The organism is Pontixanthobacter sp. CEM42, from assembly GCF_017812015.1.
Taxonomy (GTDB): domain Bacteria; phylum Pseudomonadota; class Alphaproteobacteria; order Sphingomonadales; family Sphingomonadaceae; genus Pontixanthobacter.
In genome coordinates this window covers 1,059,406-1,081,713 of sequence record NZ_JADQTN010000001.1, presented here as the reverse complement: position 1 = coordinate 1,081,713, position 22,308 = coordinate 1,059,406, and the positions used below count along the sequence as shown (strand labels likewise).

General features: G+C 55.9%; 21 protein-coding genes and 1 tRNA gene. 10 read left to right on the top strand and 12 right to left on the bottom strand.

Going from position 1 to position 22,308, the window contains the following annotated elements; translation table 11 throughout:
• Nucleotide 1: 1 nt before the first annotated feature.
• The 3 genes from J9777_RS05185 to J9777_RS05175 are packed head-to-tail and all read right to left on the bottom strand — an operon-like array spanning nucleotide 2 to nucleotide 4,291.
• Nucleotides 2-814 (bottom strand): phosphodiester glycosidase family protein, encoded by an 813-nt coding sequence (locus tag J9777_RS05185; RefSeq protein ID WP_209347690.1) that lies wholly within the window; start codon nucleotides 812-814, stop codon nucleotides 2-4.
• The gene (gene trpE, locus J9777_RS05180) at nucleotides 811-2,334 is read right to left on the bottom strand and encodes an anthranilate synthase component I (protein ID WP_209347689.1); all 1,524 of its coding nucleotides are present in this window, start codon (nucleotides 2,332-2,334) and stop codon (nucleotides 811-813) included. The genes J9777_RS05185 and trpE overlap by 4 nt, the downstream gene beginning before the upstream one ends.
• Nucleotides 2,335-2,353: 19 nt before the next feature.
• Nucleotides 2,354-4,291 (bottom strand): peptidylprolyl isomerase, encoded by a 1,938-nt coding sequence (locus tag J9777_RS05175; RefSeq protein ID WP_209347688.1) that lies wholly within the window; start codon nucleotides 4,289-4,291, stop codon nucleotides 2,354-2,356.
• A gap of 212 nt (nucleotides 4,292-4,503) precedes the next feature.
• Here J9777_RS05175 and tpiA point away from each other — a divergent pair, with 212 nt between their 5' ends.
• The 3 genes from tpiA to J9777_RS05160 all read left to right on the top strand — a co-directional run bounded on the left by tpiA (nucleotide 4,504) and on the right by J9777_RS05160 (nucleotide 7,453).
• Nucleotides 4,504-5,268 (top strand): triose-phosphate isomerase, encoded by a 765-nt coding sequence (tpiA, locus tag J9777_RS05170; RefSeq protein ID WP_209347687.1) that lies wholly within the window; start codon nucleotides 4,504-4,506, stop codon nucleotides 5,266-5,268.
• A gap of 71 nt (nucleotides 5,269-5,339) precedes the next feature.
• Entirely contained in the window at nucleotides 5,340-5,717 is a 378-nt protein-coding gene (gene secG, locus J9777_RS05165) for a preprotein translocase subunit SecG (protein WP_209347686.1), read from the top strand.
• A 101-nt stretch (nucleotides 5,718-5,818) separates the two neighbouring features.
• A complete protein-coding gene (locus J9777_RS05160) occupies nucleotides 5,819-7,453 on the top strand; it encodes a CTP synthase (RefSeq protein WP_209347685.1) in 1,635 nt (544 codons plus the stop codon).
• Nucleotides 7,454-7,874: 421 nt separating this feature from the next.
• Here the strand turns inward: J9777_RS05160 and J9777_RS05155 are convergent, their stop codons facing one another.
• The gene (locus J9777_RS05155; protein ID WP_209347684.1) at nucleotides 7,875-8,345 is read right to left on the bottom strand and encodes an Hsp20 family protein; all 471 of its coding nucleotides are present in this window, start codon (nucleotides 8,343-8,345) and stop codon (nucleotides 7,875-7,877) included.
• Nucleotides 8,346-8,516: 171 nt separating this feature from the next.
• Between J9777_RS05155 and grxC the strand changes: the two genes are divergently transcribed.
• The 4 genes from grxC to J9777_RS05135 all read left to right on the top strand — a co-directional run bounded on the left by grxC (nucleotide 8,517) and on the right by J9777_RS05135 (nucleotide 10,213).
• Nucleotides 8,517-8,780, top strand: a complete 264-nt coding sequence (gene grxC, locus J9777_RS05150; protein WP_209347683.1) for a glutaredoxin 3 — start codon at nucleotides 8,517-8,519, stop codon at nucleotides 8,778-8,780.
• A 9-nt stretch (nucleotides 8,781-8,789) separates the two neighbouring features.
• Nucleotides 8,790-9,614: a carbon-nitrogen hydrolase family protein gene (locus tag J9777_RS05145; protein ID WP_209347682.1), complete on the top strand. Its 825-nt coding sequence runs from the start codon at nucleotides 8,790-8,792 to the stop codon at nucleotides 9,612-9,614.
• Nucleotides 9,611-10,096 (top strand): DUF1178 family protein, encoded by a 486-nt coding sequence (locus J9777_RS05140; RefSeq protein WP_209347681.1) that lies wholly within the window; start codon nucleotides 9,611-9,613, stop codon nucleotides 10,094-10,096. The genes J9777_RS05145 and J9777_RS05140 overlap by 4 nt, the downstream gene beginning before the upstream one ends.
• Before the next feature lie 40 nt (nucleotides 10,097-10,136).
• Nucleotides 10,137-10,213: transfer RNA gene (locus tag J9777_RS05135), tRNA-Arg, on the top strand.
• Nucleotides 10,214-10,333: 120 nt separating this feature from the next.
• On the opposite strand, the gene J9777_RS05130 is transcribed toward J9777_RS05135, so the two are convergent.
• The 5 genes from J9777_RS05130 to hppD form a co-directional block, all read right to left on the bottom strand.
• The gene (locus J9777_RS05130) at nucleotides 10,334-11,548 is read right to left on the bottom strand and encodes an MFS transporter (protein ID WP_209347680.1); all 1,215 of its coding nucleotides are present in this window, start codon (nucleotides 11,546-11,548) and stop codon (nucleotides 10,334-10,336) included.
• A gap of 36 nt (nucleotides 11,549-11,584) precedes the next feature.
• Complete coding sequence (locus J9777_RS05125) at nucleotides 11,585-12,496, bottom strand: mechanosensitive ion channel family protein (protein ID WP_209347679.1); 912 nt, start codon at nucleotides 12,494-12,496, stop codon at nucleotides 11,585-11,587.
• 83 nt (nucleotides 12,497-12,579) lie between these two features.
• Nucleotides 12,580-13,698: a hypothetical protein gene (locus J9777_RS05120; protein WP_209347678.1), complete on the bottom strand. Its 1,119-nt coding sequence runs from the start codon at nucleotides 13,696-13,698 to the stop codon at nucleotides 12,580-12,582.
• 147 nt (nucleotides 13,699-13,845) lie between these two features.
• Complete coding sequence (locus tag J9777_RS05115; protein WP_209347677.1) at nucleotides 13,846-14,424, bottom strand: VOC family protein; 579 nt, start codon at nucleotides 14,422-14,424, stop codon at nucleotides 13,846-13,848.
• Nucleotides 14,421-15,542: a 4-hydroxyphenylpyruvate dioxygenase gene (gene hppD / locus J9777_RS05110; RefSeq protein WP_209347676.1), complete on the bottom strand. Its 1,122-nt coding sequence runs from the start codon at nucleotides 15,540-15,542 to the stop codon at nucleotides 14,421-14,423. The genes J9777_RS05115 and hppD overlap by 4 nt, the downstream gene beginning before the upstream one ends.
• A gap of 173 nt (nucleotides 15,543-15,715) precedes the next feature.
• Between hppD and J9777_RS05105 the strand changes: the two genes are divergently transcribed.
• The 3 genes from J9777_RS05105 to J9777_RS05095 all read left to right on the top strand — a co-directional run bounded on the left by J9777_RS05105 (nucleotide 15,716) and on the right by J9777_RS05095 (nucleotide 18,682).
• Nucleotides 15,716-16,039, top strand: coding sequence for a septum formation initiator family protein (locus tag J9777_RS05105; protein ID WP_245228510.1), 324 nt, complete (start codon nucleotides 15,716-15,718; stop codon nucleotides 16,037-16,039).
• 150 nt (nucleotides 16,040-16,189) lie between these two features.
• Entirely contained in the window at nucleotides 16,190-17,326 is a 1,137-nt protein-coding gene (gene pdhA / locus J9777_RS05100; RefSeq protein ID WP_209347675.1) for a pyruvate dehydrogenase (acetyl-transferring) E1 component subunit alpha, read from the top strand.
• Between the two features lie 3 nt (nucleotides 17,327-17,329).
• On the top strand, nucleotides 17,330-18,682 hold the full coding sequence (locus tag J9777_RS05095) for a pyruvate dehydrogenase complex E1 component subunit beta (RefSeq protein ID WP_209347674.1): 1,353 nt from the start codon (nucleotides 17,330-17,332) through the stop codon (nucleotides 18,680-18,682).
• Nucleotides 18,683-18,691: 9 nt separating this feature from the next.
• Here J9777_RS05095 and J9777_RS05090 read toward each other — a convergent pair whose 3' ends face one another.
• From J9777_RS05090 to J9777_RS05080, 3 genes are read right to left on the bottom strand one after another with little or no spacing between them, the layout of a single operon-like run.
• A complete protein-coding gene (locus J9777_RS05090; protein ID WP_209347673.1) occupies nucleotides 18,692-19,735 on the bottom strand; it encodes a hypothetical protein in 1,044 nt (347 codons plus the stop codon).
• Nucleotides 19,732-20,319: a TadE family protein gene (locus tag J9777_RS05085; RefSeq protein ID WP_209347672.1), complete on the bottom strand. Its 588-nt coding sequence runs from the start codon at nucleotides 20,317-20,319 to the stop codon at nucleotides 19,732-19,734. Before J9777_RS05085 ends, J9777_RS05090 begins: the two co-directional genes overlap by 4 nt.
• Nucleotides 20,316-22,229, bottom strand: a complete 1,914-nt coding sequence (locus J9777_RS05080) for a TadE/TadG family type IV pilus assembly protein (RefSeq protein WP_209347671.1) — start codon at nucleotides 22,227-22,229, stop codon at nucleotides 20,316-20,318. The genes J9777_RS05085 and J9777_RS05080 overlap by 4 nt, the downstream gene beginning before the upstream one ends.
• Nucleotides 22,230-22,308 lie beyond the last annotated feature (79 nt).

Below are 22,308 nucleotides of genomic sequence, written 5' to 3'. Positions count from 1 at the left end.
GTCATTCCTTCGCTTCGACGACGATCAGCGGGCCAAGTGCCGCGCCCAGATCAAGCCGGTCATTTGCAGGGTCCCACAATGCAGAGACGTTGCCGTCCAGAAATAGCGCATTGGGCGTTTTGAGTTCATCGCGGTAAAAACGCGCGAGTACGCCGAATGACAGCGGCTTGTCCGAAATGACGAAATGCGCGCGGCCTTCGCTGTCGACGCCCACGCCATTGCGGATTGCTTTGGACGGGCCATCCTGCGCGATTTCAGGGTGGAGTTTGCCGTCTATGACCAGCATTGGTCCCGATTGTGTCCCAAACTCGGGCCGATCACCAACATTCGAATAGAAACCATCGCTGGTGCGGATGCTCCATGTGCTGCCCGTGCCGTAAAATACGCCGTTGGGCTTGAGGTGGAAATTGCCGGGACCATCGGCGCGGTTCAGTTCCTTTGTCCGGTCCTTCCCCTCAACATAATAGCCGATGGGTTTGCCGTCCTCGTCAAACATTCCGCCATTCACCGCGAACACGACAAGCGGCGCGTCGGGTGCACGGCCAGCGGCCAGATTGGCGAGGCTGCGATAGGGCGCTTTGCCGTCCGGACCGAGCGCGGTTGTGATCCGGTGCTTGGCCGGATCAGCGATGCAATGCGTTAGCGGGATTGTCTCGAATGTGACCGAGCGGCAGGCAGAGTCGCGCCTTAGAGCTTTGGAAATATCCTCGGCCACGCCGCTACCGATCTCTGTGCGAAGGACCGGCTCGCCTTCCGGTTCGGGATTGCAGGCTGATAGCGCCAGGACAATCGCGGTCAGTGTCAGCGCTCTCATTGGCCGAACCCTGGTTCGCTCGCGACGCGTGCGGCCTCATTTGCCGCCGCGATCAAGGCGCTGGCTTTGGCTTCGCATTCGCGCTGCTCATAAGCGGCATTGCTATCGGCAACGATACCTGCGCCTGCTTGTACGTGTAGCGTTCCGTCTTTCACCACGCCGGTACGCAGCACAATGCAGCTATCGACCGAGCCATCGGGCGCAAAATAGCCCACGCCACCGGCATAAGCACCGCGTGTTTCCGGTTCCAGCTCCGCAATAATTTCACACGCGCGAATTTTCGGCGCGCCGCTGACCGTGCCAGCAGGGAAGCCAGCGAACATGGCATCAAGCGCGTCGTGTTCCGGCGACAGCTGACCGACGACATTGCTGACGATGTGCATCACATGGCTATAACGCTCGACCGAGAAGCTATCGGTGACTTCGACGCTACCCTGAGACGCCACGCGGCCGACATCATTGCGGCCAAGATCAAGCAGCATCAGATGTTCTGCGCGTTCCTTCGCGTCGGCGAGCAGACTAGCCTCGGCCTCGCGGTCGGCAGCAGGCGTTTCGCCGCGCGGGCGGGTCCCGGCAATCGGGCGAATGGTCACTTCTCCATCGCGAACGCGGACAAGAATCTCGGGGCTGGACCCGACCACTGCGAAGCCGGGCAGGTTGAGGAAATACAGAAACGGTGACGGGTTTACGCGGCGCAGCGCCCGATACAGCGCCAGCGGTGGCAGCGGGAAGGGGCAGGTAAAGCGCTGGGCCAGTACAACTTGGAAGATGTCACCTGCCTCGATGTAGGACTTCGCTTTTGCCACCATCGCAGCATAGTCGTCACCAGCCATAGTCGGATTGAGGGCCATATTTGGCAGATCAACTGCGGTTGCAGTGCTCGGGCTGGGCTGGGAGAGGCTACGCAGCACGTCGTCAATGCGGTCACCCGCTTGTGCGATCACGCGATCTGTATCGCCTTGACCGGCCCACAAAGGCGCAATGGCAAACAGTTCTTCGGTCAGCCCGTCAAACACCAGAATGATGGTTGGACGGACGAAAAGCATGTCGGGCAGATCGAGCGGATTCTCTGGCGCGCGCGGTAATTTCTCGACGAGACCGATAGTCTCGTAACCAAAATAGCCGACCAGGCACGCTAGCGCAGGCGGCAACTCATCCGGAACATCAATCCGGCAATCCTGCACCAGTTGACGCAGCGCGGGCAGACTGTCTTCAGCGCAATCCTCAAACGCTTCGCGGTTATGCTTCCACGCTGAGTTGATTGCGGCGTCGGTGCCAGACGCACGGAAAACCAGATCTGGGTCAAGGCCAAGCAGGCTGAATCGCCCTCTGACTTCACCGCCTTCAACAGACTCGAGCAGAAAGTCGCCGCGTCCGGGCTCAATCAGTTTGGCAGCAGCGCCAACGGGTGTTTCGGTGTCGGCAATGATTTTACGCCAGACGAGCGCGGGCTGCCCAGCGTTCAACTGCGTCCGCGCGGCATCGGCGTTGGAAAGAGTGGTGCCTGAACTTTGGGTCATCGGGCGATCAAATCGCCCCTCATTGCTCGCCGGTAAGCTGCTTACGCACCGCCTCGATAGCCGCTTCATTGGTTTCCGAACCGATTTCAGCCTTGATTGCAGTGCGAAGTTGCTCGCCGAACTCTTCCTGAAGAGCGCTGGAGATTTGCTGCTTGGTCTGCGCGAAGATCGGATCGCCCTCGGCTACAGTTCCTGCTTCGATATCGTCCAAGCGCACAACAAACCAACCGGCGTTGCGTGGCCCTTCAAGTTTCTTAGTCGTTCCCTCAGCCATGCTGAACAGCAAGGCGAGCGGGGCGGGAACCTGTTGGCCAGCTTGCGCAAGCTGCTCGCGGTTCATGTTGATTGAATCAATCGGCGGCAGGGTCACATCCTCTGCCGCGACTGCGGCGTTGATGGCCGCACCGCCTTTGATGCGTTCCATGATCCGGTCCACCGCTGCTCGCGCTTGAGATGACCCTTCGGACAACTTCCAGCCAACGATTGCCCGATCACGAATATCTGCAAGTGGCGCCACTGCAGAACGTGTAATCTGGCCTACTTCAAAAACCAAGAACAGCTGCCCCGGCACAATCGCTGCAAGCTGTGGCTTGCCCTCTTCCATCTGGAACGCGGTTTGCAGAGCAGGGCCGAGAACTTGCGGAATGGTTTCGCCCTGACCCTCATACACTGCGCCATCGCCGGTGACCGGTCGTGTCGTCGCGATGTCAACTCCCAGTTCCTGCGCGATGTCAGATAGCGCGATGCCACTATCAACTTTCTCTTCGATATCCGCTGATAGGTCGGCGATTGCTGTCTGACGTTTTTCCTCGGTCAAAGCAGCGGTAATTTCGGCGCGCGCTTGATCAAGTGACTTGCCAGCGGTGCTGGTAACATCGTCAATCAGCACAACGTGGAAACCAAGGCCGCTGCGCGCTGGTTCAGCGACCGTGCCCTCAGCGGCGGCGAAAACGGCGTCGGCCACAGTAGAGGAAGAGATTTGCGCCGCATAGTCCGCTTGCGAGATTGGCCCGATCTGCGCAGTTTGCAGGCCGGCCTCGCGGGCCGCAACGGCTAGAGAGCCGCCCGAATTCACCCGGTCCCGGATCGCGTTGGCTGCTTCCTGTGTAGAGACAATCATCTGAGTGACGGTACGCTGTTCGCTCGCCGCAAAGGCTTCGCTATTCTCTTCATAGCGTGCGGCGACTTCTTCCGCCGTTGGTGTCGCAAGATCACCGACAACACTGTCGTCAAAGCTCAGGTAGCGAATGGTCCGGCGCTCTGGTCGAATGAAGTCAGCCTGATTCTCGTCGTAATATTCCTGAAGCTGCGGATCAGTTGGATCATTCTCGGGAGCAAAGGCTGGGGCTGGGAGCAGTGCGATCGCACCACTGCGTGTTTCCCGCAGCAGCGATGCATATTGGACAGCGAACTTGTCGGGCGCAGTTGCACCGTATGATGCCGGTAGAAGAATTTGCTTCGCAAGCAGTCCATTGCGCAATTCGTCACGAACCGAGGCGTCGGTTAGTCCGCGTTGTGCCAGTGCCTGGCGGTAGGCATCTTCGTCGAAATTGCCATCTGCTCCGCGGAACACGGGGATCGACATGATTTCACTGTTCACCAAATTGGTACCGGCACGCAATCCGTACTTCTCGGCGAAGCCGCTAATGGCGGTTTGTTCAAGAAGCTGATCGAGTACCTGTTGTAGACCGCCCTGACCGATGAATTCTTCTGTTGAAATGGTCGGATTCTGCTGCCGCATGCTGTCCACAGCGTTGCTGGCGGCGCGGCTCAGATCGGATGTGCTGATCTTTTTGTCGCCGACAACAGCAACACGGTCGCCTCCGGATACGCCGCCGAATGTACCAGTGCTCGAGACATCTGCGCTAGCGAAAGCAAAGGCGATCAGCCCCAAGAACGCCAGTGTTACGGCGATACCGATCTTTGATTGGAAGAACCTGCGGAAAAACGTGATCATGGTGTGCTGTGCATCCGAACGTTGGTGGGGATTGGATTCCCGAGGGAGGTAATATTTGCGTGAGACCCTTTATCGGTCCTGCGACCTCCCCGCAACAGGTTGGAAAGTCTTTTGACCTTATCCCAAACTGCGTCTAGCGGACCGGACCCTTCGCCCCCATAAAGGGGCAACAGATTCACAAATTCCCTTTTTTGGTTTTCAGGAACAATGAAATGGCCGAGCGGCCCTATATTGTAGGCAATTGGAAAATGAACGGCACGCGCGCCATGCTCTCTGAAGCGCGCGCGATTGACCGTTCGTCACAGCGATTGATGAAAGTGGAGGTTGCTCTGGCGCCGCCATTTACGCTGATTCACGCCGTTCACCGTGAGGTTGAGCAAATTGGCGTTGGCGCACAGGACTGTCATTCTGGCACGGAAGGCGCAAACACCGGCGATATTTCAGCCTCCATGGTCGCCGATGCTGGCGCGAAGTTCGTGATTCTTGGCCACAGCGAGCGTCGCCAGGATCATGCCGAAACCAATGCGCTGGTCCGGTCCAAGGTCGAATCGGCATTGGAAGCGGGCATCCGTGTCATTCTGTGTTGCGGTGAAAGCGAAGAAACCCGTGACGAGGGTAAGGCTGAGAGCTTTGTCGCGCGTCAGTTGAAAGGCTCGCTGCCCGAATCGCTTGATAATGCAGACGAAGTCCTGACCATTGCCTATGAGCCGATTTGGGCTATTGGCACCGGTCGAACACCGACAGTCGAAGACATCAGCGCGATGCACCGCTCGATCCGGGCGTTACTGGTAGAGCTCTACGGTGAAGAAATGGCTGCACAAGTTCGCATTCTTTATGGCGGGTCGGTCAATCCGGACAACGCCAAGGAATTGCTTGCAGCTGATGAAGTCGGCGGAGCGCTTGTTGGCGGTGCCAGCCTGACGGCGGAAAGCTTCCTCGGTATCGTTCTGGCTGCCGCCGAGGTTCAAGAACAATAAGGTACTGCTCCAAACCTTGCCCTCGGGCATGGGCGCGCCTACATGCGCCGGACACAATTTAGAGAATTTATATGTTTCTGTTTTTCACCATCGTCCAATTGCTGGTTGCAGCCGCTCTGGTTGTTACCATCCTAATGCAACGCTCCGAAGGGGGCGGCCTTGGTATTGGCGGTAGCCCCAATGGCATGATGAGCGCGCGCGGTGCAGCAGACTTTCTCACGCGTTCGACCAAATGGTTGGCTGTGGCATTTGTCGCTCTGTCGATCACTCTGGCGGCGCTGGCGGTTCAAGAGACTGGCTCAAACGAGATTACCTCGACCGTTGATCGTGATGTTGCGGCTGAACCCGTAGCACCCGCAGCACCGGCAGGTGATGAGGTTCCTCCGGCAACCGATGGTGCACCTGCTGAGACACCTGCAGATGATCCGCTCGCTGACTTGATCGGTTGAGCCACTTTACGCATTAAAATCGGCAGAGCTGTGGATTGCGGTCAATCGCCGCACCATTCTGCTTGCCCCGACTCCGGTTTCGGCCTTAAGGCCCAACTCCCATGGCGCGGTACATTTTTATCACCGGCGGCGTGGTCTCCTCGCTCGGCAAAGGTCTCATGGCAGCTAGTCTGGCAGCATTGCTGCAGGCGCGTGGCTACAAGGTTCGGATTCGTAAGTTCGATCCCTATCTGAATGTCGATCCGGGAACGATGAGCCCCTATCAGCATGGCGAAGTCTATGTGACCGATGACGGTGCAGAGACTGATCTCGATCTTGGCCACTATGAGCGTTTTACCGGCGTCTCTGCGCGGCAAAGTGACAACGTCACCAGTGGCCGTGTCTATCAAGACATTATCGCGCGCGAGCGGCGAGGCGACTATCTCGGCGCAACCGTGCAGGTGATCCCGCATGTGACAGACGAAATCAAAGCCTTCGCGCTTGCCGACACGGATGATCTCGACTTCGTGTTGTGCGAAATCGGCGGGACCGTCGGCGACATCGAATCGTTGCCCTTTATGGAAGCGATCCGTCAGCTTCGGAACGAACTCGAGCCATTCCAAACGCTCAGCGTCCATGTGACGTTGGTGCCGTATATTGCCGCGGCGGGCGAGCTTAAGACCAAACCCACGCAGCACTCGGTGCGCGAACTGGCAGCATTGGGAATCAAGCCCGACGTATTGCTATGCCGTAGTGAGCACGAGATTCCAGAGGGCGAGCGAAAGAAAATCGCTCAGTTCTGTAACGTCCGTCAGGAATCGGTCATTCCGGCGCTAGACGCGCCATCAATCTACTCGGTGCCGCTTCAATACCACCAGGAGGGCCTCGATAGCGAAGTTCTGCGGGGCTTTGGCATCACCGATGCGCCCGAACCCGATTTGGCGCGGTGGGATGATGTGACAGACCGTTACTTCAACCCTGAAGGCGAAGTGACGATTGGCGTGGTCGGCAAATATGTCGGCCTGCAGGATGCCTACAAATCACTCAACGAGGCGCTTGTGCATGGCGGCATGGCCAATCGAGTGAAAGTCAACATTCAGTGGATTGATGCCGAGGTGTTCGAGCAGGAAGACGCCGACATCACCGCGCAGCTCGAACCGCTGCATGGCATTTTGGTGCCCGGCGGTTTTGGTGAGCGTGGCTCCGAAGGCAAAATCGCGAGCGTTCGCTTTGCCCGTGAGCGCGGTGTGCCGTTCTTTGGCATATGTTTGGGTATGCAGATGGCCTGCGTCGAAGGCGCGCGTCTGGCTGGTCACACAGCGGCGTCCTCCACCGAGTTCGGCGAAACCGATGAGCCTGTTGTGGGTATCATCACCGAATGGATGACCGAGGAAGGTCTGCAGGAGCGTGAAGCAGGCGGAGACTTGGGCGGAACAATGCGTCTCGGCGCATATGATGCGAAGCTGTCGGCCAACAGCCATGTCAGCACAATCTATGGCGGGGCAACGGAGATCTCCGAGCGTCACCGGCATCGCTACGAAGTGAACGGTGCCTATAAGGACGCGCTTGAGGGCACTGGTCTGGTATTCTCCGGCATGTCACCTGATGGTTTGTTGCCGGAAATCGTCGAGCGGCCCGATCACCCTTGGTTTGTCGGTGTGCAGTTCCATCCTGAGCTAAAATCGCGGCCGTTCGAGCCGCATCCGCTGTTTGACGGATTTATTTCTGCGGCATTGACCCAGTCACGACTGGTCTGAACGAAGCCGCGTAACTCCACGAAAACAAGGGGTTGGGGTTCGAAATTATCGTGATGGCTCCAATCTGCGCAATTTTTGCTAAGCCACATCAGTCTTTTTTTGAAACACACAGGGGTGCTGCCCTTTATTTTTTCAGTGTTTTCAAGCAAAGGGGTCTCGCTTGGCGACGGATGGTGGGTCGTGACGCCTTGCGATGAGGATTACAAAAGTTTGTGGGTCAACTCTTTATGAGCTTGTCCCGGATTTGATCGTCTTCTGCGACCCGGATGCTCAAATCCGGATAAGGCGGCGTTTTACGCCGCGGGGGTAGATCTTCGGGTCTGCCCCCTTTTGATTTATGGCCTTTTATCTCACGCGGATACAAAACGGCCCGAACCGCACATGCGATCCGGGCCGGAATTTTCTTGTTGTCGCCAACTAATTAGGCGGCGTTGGCATCATCATCGTCATTCTTGACGACTTCCAATGTGGTCTGACCGTTTACGGCGATCTTCTTTGGCTTCATCGCATCGGGCACTTCGCGCACCAGATCGACAATTAGCAGACCGTCTTCCAGATCGGCCTTCTCGACGCGGACATAGTCGGCGAGTTCGAAGCGGCGTTCAAATCCGCGATTGGCGATGCCGATATGCAGCATATCTCCGTCGCCGGAATCTTCGCGCTTCTTGCCTTGGACAGTCAGCAGGTTCTGCTGAGCAGTAATATCGAGATCGGCAGGTTTAAAACCAGCCACGGCCAGCGTGATGCGGTAATTATCCTCACCGCGGCGCTCGATATTGAAAGGGGGGTAATTTTCGCTCCCGCTATTGCGCGCTTGATTTTCGAGCAGGTCGAAAAGGTGGTCGAAACCAACAGTGCTGCGGCGATAAGGGGTGAAATCTAAACGTGACATAATACAAATCCTCTTTGAGCAATTTGAAATGGCGAAACCTGCATTCGCAGCGTCTCACCGGTTGAAATCCCGGCCCATTGTGGCGCTCGGAACAATATCTATCTAGTGTGCAGATAAGTGCTTTCAAGGGTTCGCATTGTGCGGAACAGCACGCCAGTTTGAGGAACACCAATGTCGAAGCTAACCGTTGATATTTATACCAAATTCACTTGCGGCTATTGCCACCGCGCGAAGCAGCTTTTGTCCAACAAAGGCGTGAAGTTCAACGAATTCGATATTTCGATGGGCGGGGCTGACAAAGCAAAAATGCTCGAACGCGCACCAGATGCACGGACCGTACCGCAAATCTTCATCGGCGATACGCATGTCGGCGGTTCGGATGATCTTGCTGCGCTGGAGCGTGACGGGAAACTAGACGCAATGCTTGCAGGCTAGGGGCTGCATTTGACCCGCATCGCTGTCTTGCAGATGACTTCGGGCATTGATCCGGAGGCGAATTGCGCGGCTATTGTCGACGCGCTGAACGAGGCAGCGCAGGGCGGGGCGGCTATGCTGTTCACGCCGGAAATGTGCAGCCTGTTGGACCGTGATCGAGCGCGGTCTGCGCAGCATATCGTTGACGAAGGTGCGAACGAGCCTCTGCAAGCGATCCAGGCGGCCTGTCAGCAGAATGGTATTTGGGCGGCACTTGGTTCGGTTGCAGTCGCGGGTGGCGCGGGCAAATCGGCAAACCGATCGATGGTCATCGACGATCAAGGTGTCATCCGGGCGCTCTACGACAAAATGCACATGTTCGATGTGGATTTAGACACGGGCGAAAGCTGGCGGGAATCGAATGCCTATCAGGCAGGCGATGAGGTCGTCGCGGTCGAAACGCCGATAGGAACGTTAGGTCTTACCATTTGCTACGACATCCGCTTTCCGGCTTTGTATCAAGAGCTTGGTAGGCACAGTTGTGATGTGATTGCGATCCCGGCTGCGTTCACTGTGTCGACCGGTAAAGACCACTGGCACGTCATGCAGCGAGCTCGTGCGATTGAGGCGAGCGCCTATGTCGTCGCTGCGGCGCAAGTTGGTCAGCACGAAGACGGTCGGGCTACCTATGGCCACAGCCTTGTCGTCGATCCGTGGGGGAAAGTGATTCTAGATATGGGCGAAGATGCGGGCCTCGGTTTTGCCGATATTGATCCCGCGCGTATCGTAGAAGTGCGGACGCAGCTACCCAGCCTTGCCAATCGCCGCGATATCCCTAAATCACCGAAACAATGATTGTTTTCGATCTGTCCTGCCACAACGACCACCGTTTCGAGGGCTGGTTCAGCTCGTCTGACGATTTCGCTTCGCAGCAGGAGCGCGGCCTTGTCTTATGCCCGCATTGCGGTTCGGAAGAGATAATCAAAGCGCCAATGGCTCCCGCTGTACCAGCCAAGGCGAACAGGCAGGCGGCCGAGTTTGTGCAGTCGGAAATGGATAAACCCGTTCGCAAAGCGCCGATCACCAATGGACCGCTTCCGCCGGAAGTGTCGCAAGCGATGAAAAAGCTCGCCGAAGTGCAGGCCAAGGCGCTTAAGGATAGCAAATGGGTCGGAAAAGACTTCGCCGAGAAGTCCCGCGCGATCCACTATGGTGAAGACGACAAAGAGACGATCCACGGCGAGGCGACTTTGGAAGAAGCCAAGGATTTGCTCGACGAAGGTATCGCGGTGTCTCCTCTACCGTTTCCCGTCAGCCCACCCGAAGATTTGAACTGATTGCATCACGCCGCGCTGCGGATTAGAGGCAGGGTTGGTCGCGCCCGTAGCTCAGGTGGATAGAGCATCAGATTCCTAATCTGGGGGCCACAGGTTCGAATCCTGTCGGGCGCACCACCAGAAGAGCCATCCCGGTGAGGTGGCTCTTTTGGTGATGGGTCACGAAATGTTCGAACTTCGGAGCCGAAGCGAAAACGGGTGAACGGTCTTCGCAAGAAGATCGTTTGCCCAATCCTTTCAGAGATTGGCGTTTGCGGCTCTCGCTCTCACCATCTGCGAATAACTCAACCCTACAATCGCAATCGACATCGCTAAAGCCAGCCCGGCATTGCCCGTCCAACCCGCAACATCGTAAGACGCAGTCCCAACCCAACTCGCAAATCCGGCACCTAGGAACATCAGCATGATGTAGCCTGTCATCAGCCGCGTGCGGATGTCTGGTGCAAGCGATAACGAGGTCATCCTGCCGGCAATATCGATCCCGGGCCCGACGGTGTTCATGATAACGATTGGGACAATCAGTAGCCAAAGACTGTTCCCGAATGGCAGCAACAGCGCGACCCCGATCATTTGCACAAGCGAAAGGCGGAACCGCGCTTTTTCCGGCCCGATCCGGTCGGCCAATGCGCCGAGCTTGGGCGTTACAACTATGGCAACAATCGCAAAGCCTGCGAGGTAACCGACAACATCGACGCCGTACCCCATCTCGGCGCTGGTGAGATGCAATGCGAGACCCAGCCAAACCGACAGGAAGATGCCGAAGTTCAGCGCCTGAATTATGCCTGAGACGATCACTTGCGGATGCGCGCGCATTAGCGGGAATAGCGATGTGACCAGCGTGCCATATGTCTGCTTCGCTTCAGTAACTCCGGTTTGTCGCCGTCCTTCCATCACAAGCGGTAGTGCAAGAGTCGTCAGCAACATCAGTCCCGCCGCGATCGCGTACACCAAGTGCCAATCATAATATTGCGCAATCCACCCAGCGCCCACCCGGGCTATTAGAATGCCGACTATTGTTCCGATGGTAAGGGTGGCGGTCACCGATCCCAAACGCTCGGACCTAACGCGCTTTGATGCGTAGGCTGGCAGCAAATACGGCGCGATTGTAAAGAAGCCGAGGATTGTCGAGCCGATCAGGAACCCTACGAATGACGGCGAGAAAACCATCAATGTAAGCGATACGGTCTGCCCGATCGCAAAAATGATCGACAATTGGCGGTTGCTAAACCGATCGCCCAGCGGAAGCAGCAGGAATATCCCCAAGGCCAATGCGATTTGATTGAGGGCAGGGACCAGACCAATCGTCGCTGCATTCACACCAAAATCGCCGGCGACCTCAGCAATGATAGGGTGGATATAATAGGCATTGGCAACCATCACCCCGCCGGCCGCTGCCAACGCAAACTCTTTGGCCCGCGTCAAGTAAGGGCCGCTGTCATTGGCTTTTGGCATTGCAGCCTTTCAGGAGCGCTTGCAGGTGGCGGCGGTTTAGCTGTCGCTCTTGCCGCCTAGTGGAACCGCTTCCTTAAAGGTGTGCGTGACATAGGGGAATGGAATTTCGATTCCCGCATCGTCCAGGCCGCGTTTGATGGCGCGGATAACTTTGTCGCGGCTTTCATGGCCATCGCGCGGTTTCGATCCGGCCCACCAGCGCACTTTGAAATCAACCGAGCTCGAGTTGAATTCGCACGCAAAGACATCGATGCCTTTTTTTGTCAGGACTTCGTCGACGCTCTCAACCGCTGTCCGGATAACATCGGCGGCTTGATCGAGGTCAGTGTCGTAGGAAACACCAGCAAGCACCTCATGGCGACGCTCAACTTTGTCCGTCAAAATCTCTACAGGGTTTTTGAACAGCATCGAGTTGGGCACGAGTGTAACTTCGCCCGAGAGTTTGCGGACATAGGTTTCACGCAGGGTGATGTGTTCGACTTTGCCAGTAATACCGTCGCATTCGATGACATCACCGATGCGCATCTTCTCGCGCAGCATGATCAACACACCAGCCAGAAAATTCTCGAAGATATCCTGAAAGGCGAAGCCTATTGCGACGGCACCAATACCCAAGCCCGCGATCAGGCTAGCCGGAGTCAGCCCGGGCATAATTACCGTCAGCGCAATCATCAGGCCGACGAGCCAAATTGCCAGTTTTACGAAGGTATCGACCAGGTTCTTGAGGCTCGGTCGCATCTCGGTCTTACCGATGATTTTGTCGGCGATCCGAACGGCGAATTTCGCAACGATCCACGTGACAATCAGAATAACAAACGCGATCGCCATATCAGGCAGAGCACGGATTAGACCTTCGCCCATCTCAAGGAGCTGGTCCTGTAAAGTTGCGAATGTATTGAGTGTTTTATCGAGTTCGGTACGTGTCGGTGAAGCTAGTTCGGCTTGCATGGTATCCCCTGTTTAGCCTTCCAACGAGCGGATTGCCGCATCGTTCCGAACACGCAATCTCGTTCGCTCCACAAGCCCGAAACTCAATTCGTTTTCAGGATATAAACTGGGCCGACATCGACGGATTTTAGTGCTCCGCCGAAGTGTATCGCGAGTTGCCCTTCGCCAGCGGCGAGTGCGCGTGTCGCTTTGGTCTTCACTCGGATCAATCGCCATTTCTGGCTGACCGATATCTGATTATCACCAAAGCCATCATATGGCGGCTTCGCTTCTTCCAGGCGCAGACCGACTTGTGCTTCAATCGCTTGACCCTCTGCAGCGACGCTTCGTGCCGCGACCGCAATCAACAGCTCATCACCCTCGGCAATGGCGGTATTCAGAGGAACAGTGGCGAACAGATCGTTTGGTCTGCTATCAGCCTTTGTGGTTGTGAAACGTGTTGCAACTGTGCCGAAGATAAACACATCCTCCAGCGTCGCGTACTCGCCTGCGCTGCCTTCAAAGTACCAGTCTGCTTTCGATGAATCGTTCAGCAATGTGCCGGCGCCTTGCAACGATTTCGGCATGGAAGGTTGTGGAACGGGCTTCGGCGCGGGTGCGGCAGGCTTTCCTGCAATCGCCGAAGCGCCCTTAACAATAATTGTTTGCCCGATTTGGAGGACTTGCTTGGTCCGTCCGAATTGCACCGCAACTATGCCGTCTTTTTTGCGTAGTGCACGCTCGGCCTTGGCGGTCACTTCGTACCATTGCCAATCCTTGCCGATGCTCAGTGTCTTTTCGCCAAAGCCGGGATAGGGTGCTGCATTCTGCTGGAAGCGGATCCTGATTACGCCGTTGCCATCATCCGAACTGGCCTCGATTGTGCGGGCATAGAAACCGATCGTTACGTCATCGCCAGCGTCAACGCCTTTGACCAGCGGCATGTTTAGGCCTGCGGTATATATATATTCGGTAGCGTTACGGACATCGATTTGCAGGGCTGCGCCGCCACCCGGAATCGATTGATCGATCACCGGTTCAGAGCTCACCTCATTGCCGTACACTTCCCAATCAATGCGCGTAGGATCGTTGATCAGATCTCCGGGAAGCTGCTCGTCGAGAGCCTTCAATTCAGCAGACATAACCTGTGCAGTCGCTACCGGCGAAGACACGAAAATCAGCGAAGCCGTGCAGAGCGCGGCCAACGACCTAGAACCAAACATCGAAAATTCCCTCTACCCAAAGTCCCGTGATGGTCGCGTCCGGAACCGTGGCAGAGCAAGGCGCTCCCCAGCCGTCGCAACTTCTATGATAACGTTAACAATTGGGCGGATTGTGCGCAAGCCTGCGACGCACATCCGTGACATTGATTACGTATTCGCGTGTTCTGCTCGGGCAATCTCGTGCAGCCAATCCGCATGGCGCGGAGCCTTCTTGGTTTCGCTCCACTCATCCAGCATTGGCATCGCGACTTTCTTGAGCTCGGTATATTGCTCATCCGTCCCGATATCGGCAGCTAACTCAACGCGGTGACCGTTGGGGTCGAAGAAGTAGATCGATTTGAAGATGCCGTGATGGGTAGGGCCGAGTACATCGATACCTAGACCTTCCACATGATCCTTCGCGGTCAGCAATTCTTCTTCTGATCCCACACGGAAGGCCAAGTGTTGGACCCATGCTGGGGTATTCTCATCCCGTCCCATTTCAGGTTGGTTGGGCAGTTCGAAAAATGCGAGTATATTGTTGTTACCCGCATCCAAGAACACGTGCATGTACGGATCATAGGCGCCGGTTGATGGCACATGGTCCTCGGAAAATGCGGATGTATATTCCATCCCCATTACCCGCTCATACCATTCGACGGTCTCTTTGGCGTCCTTACAGCGATACGCCGCGTGGTGGACGCCGCCCAATTTGATCGGATGGGGTTTGATTGGGTGAGCAGTCATTCTGCAGGCTCTACTTCGTCTACTTTCAGTGCCCCGCGATTGATCTGGTCGCGTTCCATGCTTTCGAACAGCGCTTTGAAGTTGCCTTCACCAAAGCCATCATCGCCTTTGCGCTGGATGAATTCGAAGAACACTGGTCCGACTTGTGCTTCTGCGAAGATCTGTAGCAACAGACGTGGCTGACCGCCTTCGGTTGTGCCGTCCATCAGAATGCCGCGCATTTGCAACGCATCGACATCTTCACCGTGGCCGGGAAGACGCTCGCTGAGCATCTCATAATAGGTCGAGGGCGGAGCAGTCATGAAGGGCACGCCGAACTTTTTTAGACGATCCCAACAACCTACCAGATCATCACAGATCAGCGCGATGTGCTGGATGCCTTCGCCATTGAACTCTTTCAGGAATTCTTCGATTTGGCCTTTGCCGCCTTCGCCTTCTTCATTGAGTGGGATTTTGATCTTGCCGTCTGGTGCGGTCAGCGCTTTCGAAGTCAGGCCGGTATATTCGCCTTTGATGTCGAAGAAGCGGATTTCCCGGAAGTTGAACAGGCTTTCGTAATAGTCCGCCCAATATGCCATCCGGCCGTTGTAAACATTGTGAGTCAAGTGATCGATGATGTCGAATCCTGCGCCAACCGGGTGCGTTTCGACACCGGGCAGATATTCAAAGTCGATGTCATAAATCGATAGATCAGCGTTCCCGTCTTTGGCGCCGGTTTTGCCTTCATAGCGATCGACGAGATAGAGTATCGCGCCGCCAATTCCGCGGATGGCAGGGATGCGCAGTTCCATTGGGCCTGGTTCATTGGCTACCGGTTCTGCGCCCTGCGCGATCAGATGTTCGTATGCTTTGACCGCATCTTTAACGCGGAAGGCCATGCCGCAGGCGCTCGGGCCGTGTTCGCGGGCAAAGAACCATGCGGCAGAGCGGGGCTCGTAATTGGCGATCAGATTGATGCCGCCTTGGCGCCAAAGATCGACATCTTTGCTGCGATGCTTGGCAACGTGGGTAAAGCCCATAGCGGTAAAGACAGGTTCCAGCTTGCCGCGTTCTGGCGCGCAGAATTCCACAAATTCAAAGCCATCAAGGCCAGCGGGATTTTCGAATAGGTCTGTCATTTACGGCTCCATCTAATATAGTTTCATCTGTAACCACTTTTGTGCGAGGGGTCAAGATGCGCCGGTTGCGGCTGCCCGTCCGGCGTGCTTCCGATCCCGCGTTTGGCACGCCCCACGCAAATAAATGAAGATAAAGCTTGAATCGGTGAATCAACTATGATTCTAAGGGAATTATGACGGTTGAGGGACATAAGATTGCACTGCCGAAAGAGCAGATGACGCAGGGGCTGGCGCTTGCCTTGCTGCTTTTGCTTATGGGCCTTGCGATCGCCGGGCCGAGCGGCTTGTTGGCATGGGGCGAAAACTCCCAACTGCTTGATCAACGCAATGCACAGATCGCCGCGCTTTCCGAAGAGCGCGACGCATTGAAGAACCGCGTTGATTTGCTTCACCCGGACCATGCCGATCCGGATCTGGTTGGTGAAGAACTGCGCCGCAATCTGAATGTGGTGCACCCGGACGAAGTCGTAATGACTTTGCCGAAGTCTGACGGCTAGGTTCACAAAGCCCGCTTTTCCGTAAAGGATTTCGTATGCAGGTGTGCAGCAGGCGTTGCACGCGATGCTCAGTTGCGCCTATAGGCTGGCCCAACGCGCACATCGCGCAGCCTGTCCCTTAGGTTACAAAACAATCGAGGATTATCCGCTTTGGCAAAACCCGCCCGGACCCGCAAAACGACTGCAAAAAAAGCTCTTGCGAAGAAAGCTGCAACCAAGAAAGCCTCTGCAAAGAAGCCGGCTGCGAAGCCTGCAGCTGGTGACGAAGATTTCGTGCTGCACAGCCTACAAGACGCGCATGAGAAATCGCCGCGCTATGATGCAAGCGATGATGAACTGATGAAGTTCTATGAGCAGATGCTGCTCATCCGGCGTTTTGAAGAGAAGGCCGGCCAGCTTTACGGCCTTGGTTTGATCGGCGGTTTTTGCCACCTTTACATTGGTCAGGAAGCGGTCGCGATTGGCCTGCAAAGCGCACTCAACAATGACACGGACAGCGTGATCACCGGTTATCGCGATCACGGCCACATGTTGGCTTACGGCATTGATCCCAATGTGATCATGGCCGAACTGACTGGTCGCCAGGCCGGTATTTCAAAGGGCAAGGGCGGGTCGATGCACATGTTCTCGACCGAGCATAAGTTTTACGGCGGTCACGGCATCGTTGGTGCGCAGGTCGCGCTAGGTGGCGGATTGGCGCTGGCCCACCAGTACAATGAAGATGGCGGCATTTGCCTCGCTTACTTTGGTGATGGCGCGGCCAACCAAGGTCAGGTCTACGAAACGTTCAACATGGCGGCTTTGTGGAAGTTGCCGATCGTGTTTGTGATCGAGAATAACGGCTACGCAATGGGTACTGCGGTCAAGCGCAGTTCTGCTGAGACCGAGTTCTATCGCCGTGGTACTGCGTTCCGCATCCCCGGTATGGATGTGAACGGCATGGACGTTCTTGAAGTCCGCAATGCTGCTGAACTTGCATTCGAACATGTTCGTGGCGGCAACGGGCCGGTTCTGATGGAACTCAACACCTATCGCTACCGCGGCCACTCCATGTCCGATCCAGCGAAGTACCGGACTCGTGAAGAGGTCCAGGAAAAGCGCGACCATCATGATCCGATTGAAGGTATCAAAAAGACATTGCTAGAACGCGGGAAGACCGAGGAAGATTTGAAGGCAATTGATAAGGCAATCCGTGCGCGGGTAGCGGAATCGGCCGACTTTGCCGAGAATTCACCCGAGCCGGAGCCGTCCGAACTCTACACCGATGTCTTGGTGGAGGAGTATTGAGCCATGGCTATTGAACTCAAAATGCCCGCGCTTTCGCCCACAATGGAAGAGGGCACACTAGCCAAATGGCTCGTAAAAGAGGGCGACGAAGTCTCCTCTGGCGATATTCTCGCTGAAATTGAAACCGATAAGGCAACGATGGAGTTTGAATCCATCGATGAAGGAACTGTTGGTCAAATCCTGGTGGCTGAAGGCACTGAGAATGTTGCTGTCGGTACCGTGATTGCGATGCTTGATGGCGAAGGCGAAGAAGCAAGCGCCGCGCCGGCGCCAACGCCCGCTACTGAGGCAGTTCCAGCGGAGCCTGCCCCTGCGCCTGCACCTGTAAAGTCCGAGCCTAAGCAAGATCCGGAAATCCCGCACGGTACCAACATGGCAACCGTGACTGTCCGCGAAGCGCTTCGCGATGGTATGGCTGAGGAAATGCGCCGCGATGAGCGCGTGTTTGTGATGGGCGAGGAAGTCGCCGAATATCAAGGCGCTTACAAGGTTACGCAGGGGCTGCTTGACGAATTTGGACCGAAGCGCGTTATCGATACACCGATCACGGAATACGGTTTCGCTGGCATCGGGACAGGGGCCGCAATGGGCGGCTTGCGTCCGATTGTCGAGTTCATGACTTTCAACTTCGCGATGCAGGCGATTGACCACATCATCAACTCTGCCGCGAAGACCAACTATATGTCGGGCGGCCAGATGCGCTGTCCGATTGTGTTTCGCGGTCCCAACGGCGCTGCAAGCCGCGTGGGAGCGCAGCACAGCCAGAACTATGGCCCGTGGTACGCCAGCGTTCCCGGCCTTGTGGTTATCGCTCCATATGACTCGTCAGACGCCAAAGGTCTGATGAAGGCAGCGATCCGCTGTGAAGATCCGGTCGTATTTCTTGAGAACGAGCTGGTCTACGGACGCAGCTTTGAATTGCCGGAACTCGATGATCACGTTCTGCCGATCGGTAAGGCTCGGATCATGCGCGAAGGCTCTGATGTGACGATCGTCAGCTACTCGATAGGCGTTGGCCTTGCGCTGGAAGCAGCGGGGGAATTGGCGGGCGAGGGCATTGATGCCGAAGTCATCGATCTGCGTACATTGCGTCCGCTCGACAAGCAGGCAGTGCTCGATAGTCTGGCGAAAACCAACCGCGTTGTTATCGCGGAAGAGGGCTGGCCGACATGCGGCATCGCATCAGAGATCACCGCGATTTGTATGGAAGAGGGCTTCGACCATCTTGATGCTCCGGTAACCCGGGTCTGCAACGAAGATGTGCCGCTGCCCTATGCAGCGAACCTCGAGAAGCTAGCGCTGATCGATACACCGCGCATTGTCGAAGCGGTTAAGAAGGTGTGTTACCGCGCCTGAGGCGCAAACTTAGTTGTGGCAGTGATAGCCATCTGTTGCGGTGGTATGGCATATGCCCGCGGTTCCATTGTCGCTGTAGCCGCTGCCCCCGCCGCTGGAGCTGTTGTTCCCGCCGCTGGAGCTGTTGTTCCCGCCGCTGGAGCTGTTGTTCCCGCCGCTGGAGCTATTGTTCCCACCGTTTGAACTGTTGCTGCCGCCACAGAATAATGGGAACGTCCGGCAGAACCAGCTGTCACGCTCAGCTATTTCACCATCTTCGGTGCCGCCGCCAGAACCGCCTGAACTTGATGAGCCACCATTGGCAGCGTCGGGACTATCGCTGAAGGTCCAATCCCACCCTCCGGTGTCTTGTCTCGGTGGCGGAGCGATCTCCTTGTAGGAATCATAGATGTCGCAGCGAGCGATTTCATCCGGATCCGACGGGTCGCGTTGATAGATTTCGGACAAGTCACGGCTGCCTCGTACTTGGAAGGAAGCACGGCTGTGTATTGTCCGCTGCGCAAGAAATGCATCAGTTACAATCGGGCCGTAATCGTACTGTATCTCGACGAACATGACGGCATCGCCTTCTTGCGCGGCCACCTCTTCACCTGGCGGGCCCATGCCGACGAATGTCGGGTCGTTCTTGCCGGTATCTTGCTGGCCGTAGCTGGAGATTGTGCTCTTTTTTCCCTTGCAGCGCTGCCAAGCGATATATTGTTGGTCATCGGCGCTGCCGGGAACGACTTGTAGGCTGCTGATGAATACACGACCGTGCTCATATAGGTCGATTGCATCGCCTGCTTGAACATCCGAGCCGCGAAGCAGATCGTTGATGTCGTTCTCGTAGATTTTCTGGTTGGATAGCGTGGACGTGTCGCCAATGCGCGAGGCATTGTCAGCGATCTGCATCGCAACCTGATTGACGCGCATGTTCATCAGCGCGAAGTTTGCTGTTTCAAGCCCCCATAGACCGGCGGTCAGGACAAGCGGTGTAGCCAAAGCGAACTCGGTCATGGCAACCGCACGTCGATCGTTGCGCAACCGAGAAGCGAACTTGTTGAGCGCCGTCATACGCAATTCCCGGTCGTTGCACGATCGACCTGGCCATCAAATGGCTGGTTACGAAGCACAGTGGTGGCCGTGGTTTCGTAGAACGGAGAAATGCCGATAAAGGGAGCAATCGGAAGAGTGCGCGGATATCGGATAGTGACTTCATAAAGTACCGCGTCTCGCGCACCGCCATTGCCGGCTTCACCTTGGTCTGGATCCCAAATACCGTTTCGATTGGCGTCTTCGAATGGCTCGCCATCGTTGCACCTGCCGTCATTGTTGATGTCGGTGTAATGCTCTTCCTGCGCAATGGCAGAGAAGCTGGCATAAGCTTTGCGGTTGAAAGTCATTTCTGCGCCGCCAACCACATCGTGAACTGAAGCAGTAACTGCGGCATCAAGGGCCGTCTCAGTTGCGCCTTCCAATGTGGAGTCGCGTGCAGCCTCTTGCACAGCCCCATGCAGCATTTGGTTCGCATACATGTTGTAGGTCATGTCGAACATGCCCAGCAACATCATGCACAACAGGGGGGCGATCATCGCAAATTCGACAACCGACACGCCTTCTTGATTGTGGCGCAGTTTATAGAAAACCACGGCAATCATTCCGAGATCCTCAAGTCACCAATCGACTTGGCAATTGCGGAAAATGCATTGTTGAGCTCTTCGGCGTTACTCGCTTCGAAATATTGGCCGTTGCCAGCGCAATCGAGCATCGCCTGATTGAGGAAGGTGCCAAAGGCGATGACCCACACCGTGACGTTGCGCTTTTTCACCTCGGCACAAGCGACCGAGAAACGACCCTCGACCGTTTCAGCCAGGCTCAATGTAGAGGAACGGTTCCAGCGCCTTTGATCAAGCCCTTCAACTCCATAGGCACCATAGGCGAGATCGTAGGGCTCGGTTTGACCGTCGGTTAGGAAGATCAGGTGACGGCCGCGCTCTTGGCCGTCTGTATCTGCATTTTCGCTGGCGAATAGGCCAGTCGGCGATATCAAACGACCGCCCCAAATCATCCCGATATCGTGGTAAGTCGCGCCATATGGAGCGAGCGTGGCGAGATAGTCGTCGATCGCGTCGCTATCCATCTCTTGGAGTTTCTGGGCTTTCGCCGGACAATCGGAAAACCACCAAGTACCTGTTGTCGCAAAGGTGTTTGACGTCTTCACGGCCTCCGTCGTGAAAGAGCCCGAACCGTTAGAATAAAATGATCGCGCATAGATCGCAGAGGGGTTCGATGGGCGCCATTGCGTGGTGGGATCACCCGGCGTGGGGAGCGTATCGAGATCCAGATCTAGGTTCTGTGTGATGTCGACATTTGCGAAATCCGTGATCTCGGTTGTGGCGCGTTCCTCAATGCAACCATCAAAATCAGTACGCCAATTGCTGACATCGAGCGCAACAGGGCGATATTCATAAATCGAGTTTGTCGTCTCATCCTGACTTGTGATCCGGTCATAGGTTCTGGTGAAATCGGTATATTCTCTCGACCAGACGACACATTCTTCGCCTTGGACCGCTTGCCAATATTGTTTTCCGTTCTGAACCAGCTTGTACTCGCGTGTGATGACCTCATTGCCATTTGCATCGGTTGTAGTTTCGGTAGAGACAAGTTCCGTGTTGGAGTCGTAATTGCCGGTTGGAAGGGCTTGCGAGCACGTCCAACTACCGTTGCTACTGTCACCCGTACCGGGCGTGAATGTCGCTGCATATCGGGACTCTTCGGTGGTTGATGAACTTTCACCACTTACGGTCTGCCAATTTCGCGTAACCGTGCGCGGCTGTGTTGTCGTTTCCGTGCTATCGACGACGCGCGATTGATACGTCCAATCGCTGGTTACCCAGCTGTCCTCTAACAAATGGCCGACATTCACATTTGTCGCGTAGGGCACAAATCCATAGCGGATTTCGTTATCGGGCGCTTTTGCGTTTTCGAGCTGGGCATGGAAGCTGCGGATGACCGATTTGAGGCTGTCTATCCGCGATGCTGAATCGTCAGTGTTCGAGTGCCGCATCGATCCGGTGACGTCGAGCACCATCATAACATCCAGATTGCGAACGCTGAGCAACGCTTGGCAATCGACTGCAATCGGTATTTCGGAAAAACCGAAAATCATCATGATACTGGTTGGGACACTGACTTCCGCATCGCCTGAAATGGCGTAATCATCTTCGAGAGTCATGGTGAACTCACGATTCTCGGATCCGTAGGCGCCTGAGCGAAAATTAAGGTTAAAAAACCGTTGCCCGATTTCCGCCACTTGCGGCGATATTGCACCGGTTACTGCTGCCTCGGTGCCTAGTTTTTTTCGGGCGGCGAGAACGCCTGCATCGCACGCAGCCTGCAGTCGGCTCGATGCGAGATATGCACGACCCATGTCGATGCCGCTGCCGACCATGCCGAGCAATGGCACAATTGCCGCCGCAATCAACGCAAGCGTATTGCCTGACCGGTCTTTGGCGAGCCGGTGTAGAAAGTATGCGGCATCGCTTTTAATGGCGTTTTGATCGAACATTGCCGTGCGACTAGCGCCTAGGCGTAGAGGTGCGGTAAACGCGGATGGTTAATTCGTCGTCAATTATTCCGCGTGATTT

What these genes read in the sequence shown, in the direction of transcription:
- secG (WP_209347686.1), top strand. Translation starts at nt 5,340, where the DNA reads ATGTTTCTGTTTTTCACCATCGTCCAATTGCTGGTTGCAGCCGCTCTG.
- hppD (WP_209347676.1), bottom strand. Translation starts at nt 15,542, where the DNA reads ATGACAGACCTATTCGAAAATCCCGCTGGCCTTGATGGCTTTGAATTT.
- J9777_RS05105 (WP_245228510.1), top strand. Translation starts at nt 15,716, where the DNA reads ATGACGGTTGAGGGACATAAGATTGCACTGCCGAAAGAGCAGATGACG.
- J9777_RS05090 (WP_209347673.1), bottom strand. Translation starts at nt 19,735, where the DNA reads ATGACGGCGCTCAACAAGTTCGCTTCTCGGTTGCGCAACGATCGACGT.
- J9777_RS05095 (WP_209347674.1), top strand. Translation starts at nt 17,330, where the DNA reads ATGGCTATTGAACTCAAAATGCCCGCGCTTTCGCCCACAATGGAAGAG.
- J9777_RS05115 (WP_209347677.1), bottom strand. Translation starts at nt 14,424, where the DNA reads ATGACTGCTCACCCAATCAAACCCCATCCGATCAAATTGGGCGGCGTC.
- J9777_RS05120 (WP_209347678.1), bottom strand. Translation starts at nt 13,698, where the DNA reads ATGTTTGGTTCTAGGTCGTTGGCCGCGCTCTGCACGGCTTCGCTGATT.
- J9777_RS05175 (WP_209347688.1), bottom strand. Translation starts at nt 4,291, where the DNA reads ATGATCACGTTTTTCCGCAGGTTCTTCCAATCAAAGATCGGTATCGCC.
- J9777_RS05155 (WP_209347684.1), bottom strand. Translation starts at nt 8,345, where the DNA reads ATGTCACGTTTAGATTTCACCCCTTATCGCCGCAGCACTGTTGGTTTC.
- J9777_RS05160 (WP_209347685.1), top strand. Translation starts at nt 5,819, where the DNA reads ATGGCGCGGTACATTTTTATCACCGGCGGCGTGGTCTCCTCGCTCGGC.
- trpE (WP_209347689.1), bottom strand. Translation starts at nt 2,334, where the DNA reads ATGACCCAAAGTTCAGGCACCACTCTTTCCAACGCCGATGCCGCGCGG.
- J9777_RS05130 (WP_209347680.1), bottom strand. Translation starts at nt 11,548, where the DNA reads ATGCCAAAAGCCAATGACAGCGGCCCTTACTTGACGCGGGCCAAAGAG.
- J9777_RS05140 (WP_209347681.1), top strand. Translation starts at nt 9,611, where the DNA reads ATGATTGTTTTCGATCTGTCCTGCCACAACGACCACCGTTTCGAGGGC.
- J9777_RS05080 (WP_209347671.1), bottom strand. Translation starts at nt 22,229, where the DNA reads ATGTTCGATCAAAACGCCATTAAAAGCGATGCCGCATACTTTCTACAC.
- grxC (WP_209347683.1), top strand. Translation starts at nt 8,517, where the DNA reads ATGTCGAAGCTAACCGTTGATATTTATACCAAATTCACTTGCGGCTAT.
- J9777_RS05085 (WP_209347672.1), bottom strand. Translation starts at nt 20,319, where the DNA reads ATGATTGCCGTGGTTTTCTATAAACTGCGCCACAATCAAGAAGGCGTG.
- J9777_RS05125 (WP_209347679.1), bottom strand. Translation starts at nt 12,496, where the DNA reads ATGCAAGCCGAACTAGCTTCACCGACACGTACCGAACTCGATAAAACA.
- J9777_RS05185 (WP_209347690.1), bottom strand. Translation starts at nt 814, where the DNA reads ATGAGAGCGCTGACACTGACCGCGATTGTCCTGGCGCTATCAGCCTGC.
- tpiA (WP_209347687.1), top strand. Translation starts at nt 4,504, where the DNA reads ATGGCCGAGCGGCCCTATATTGTAGGCAATTGGAAAATGAACGGCACG.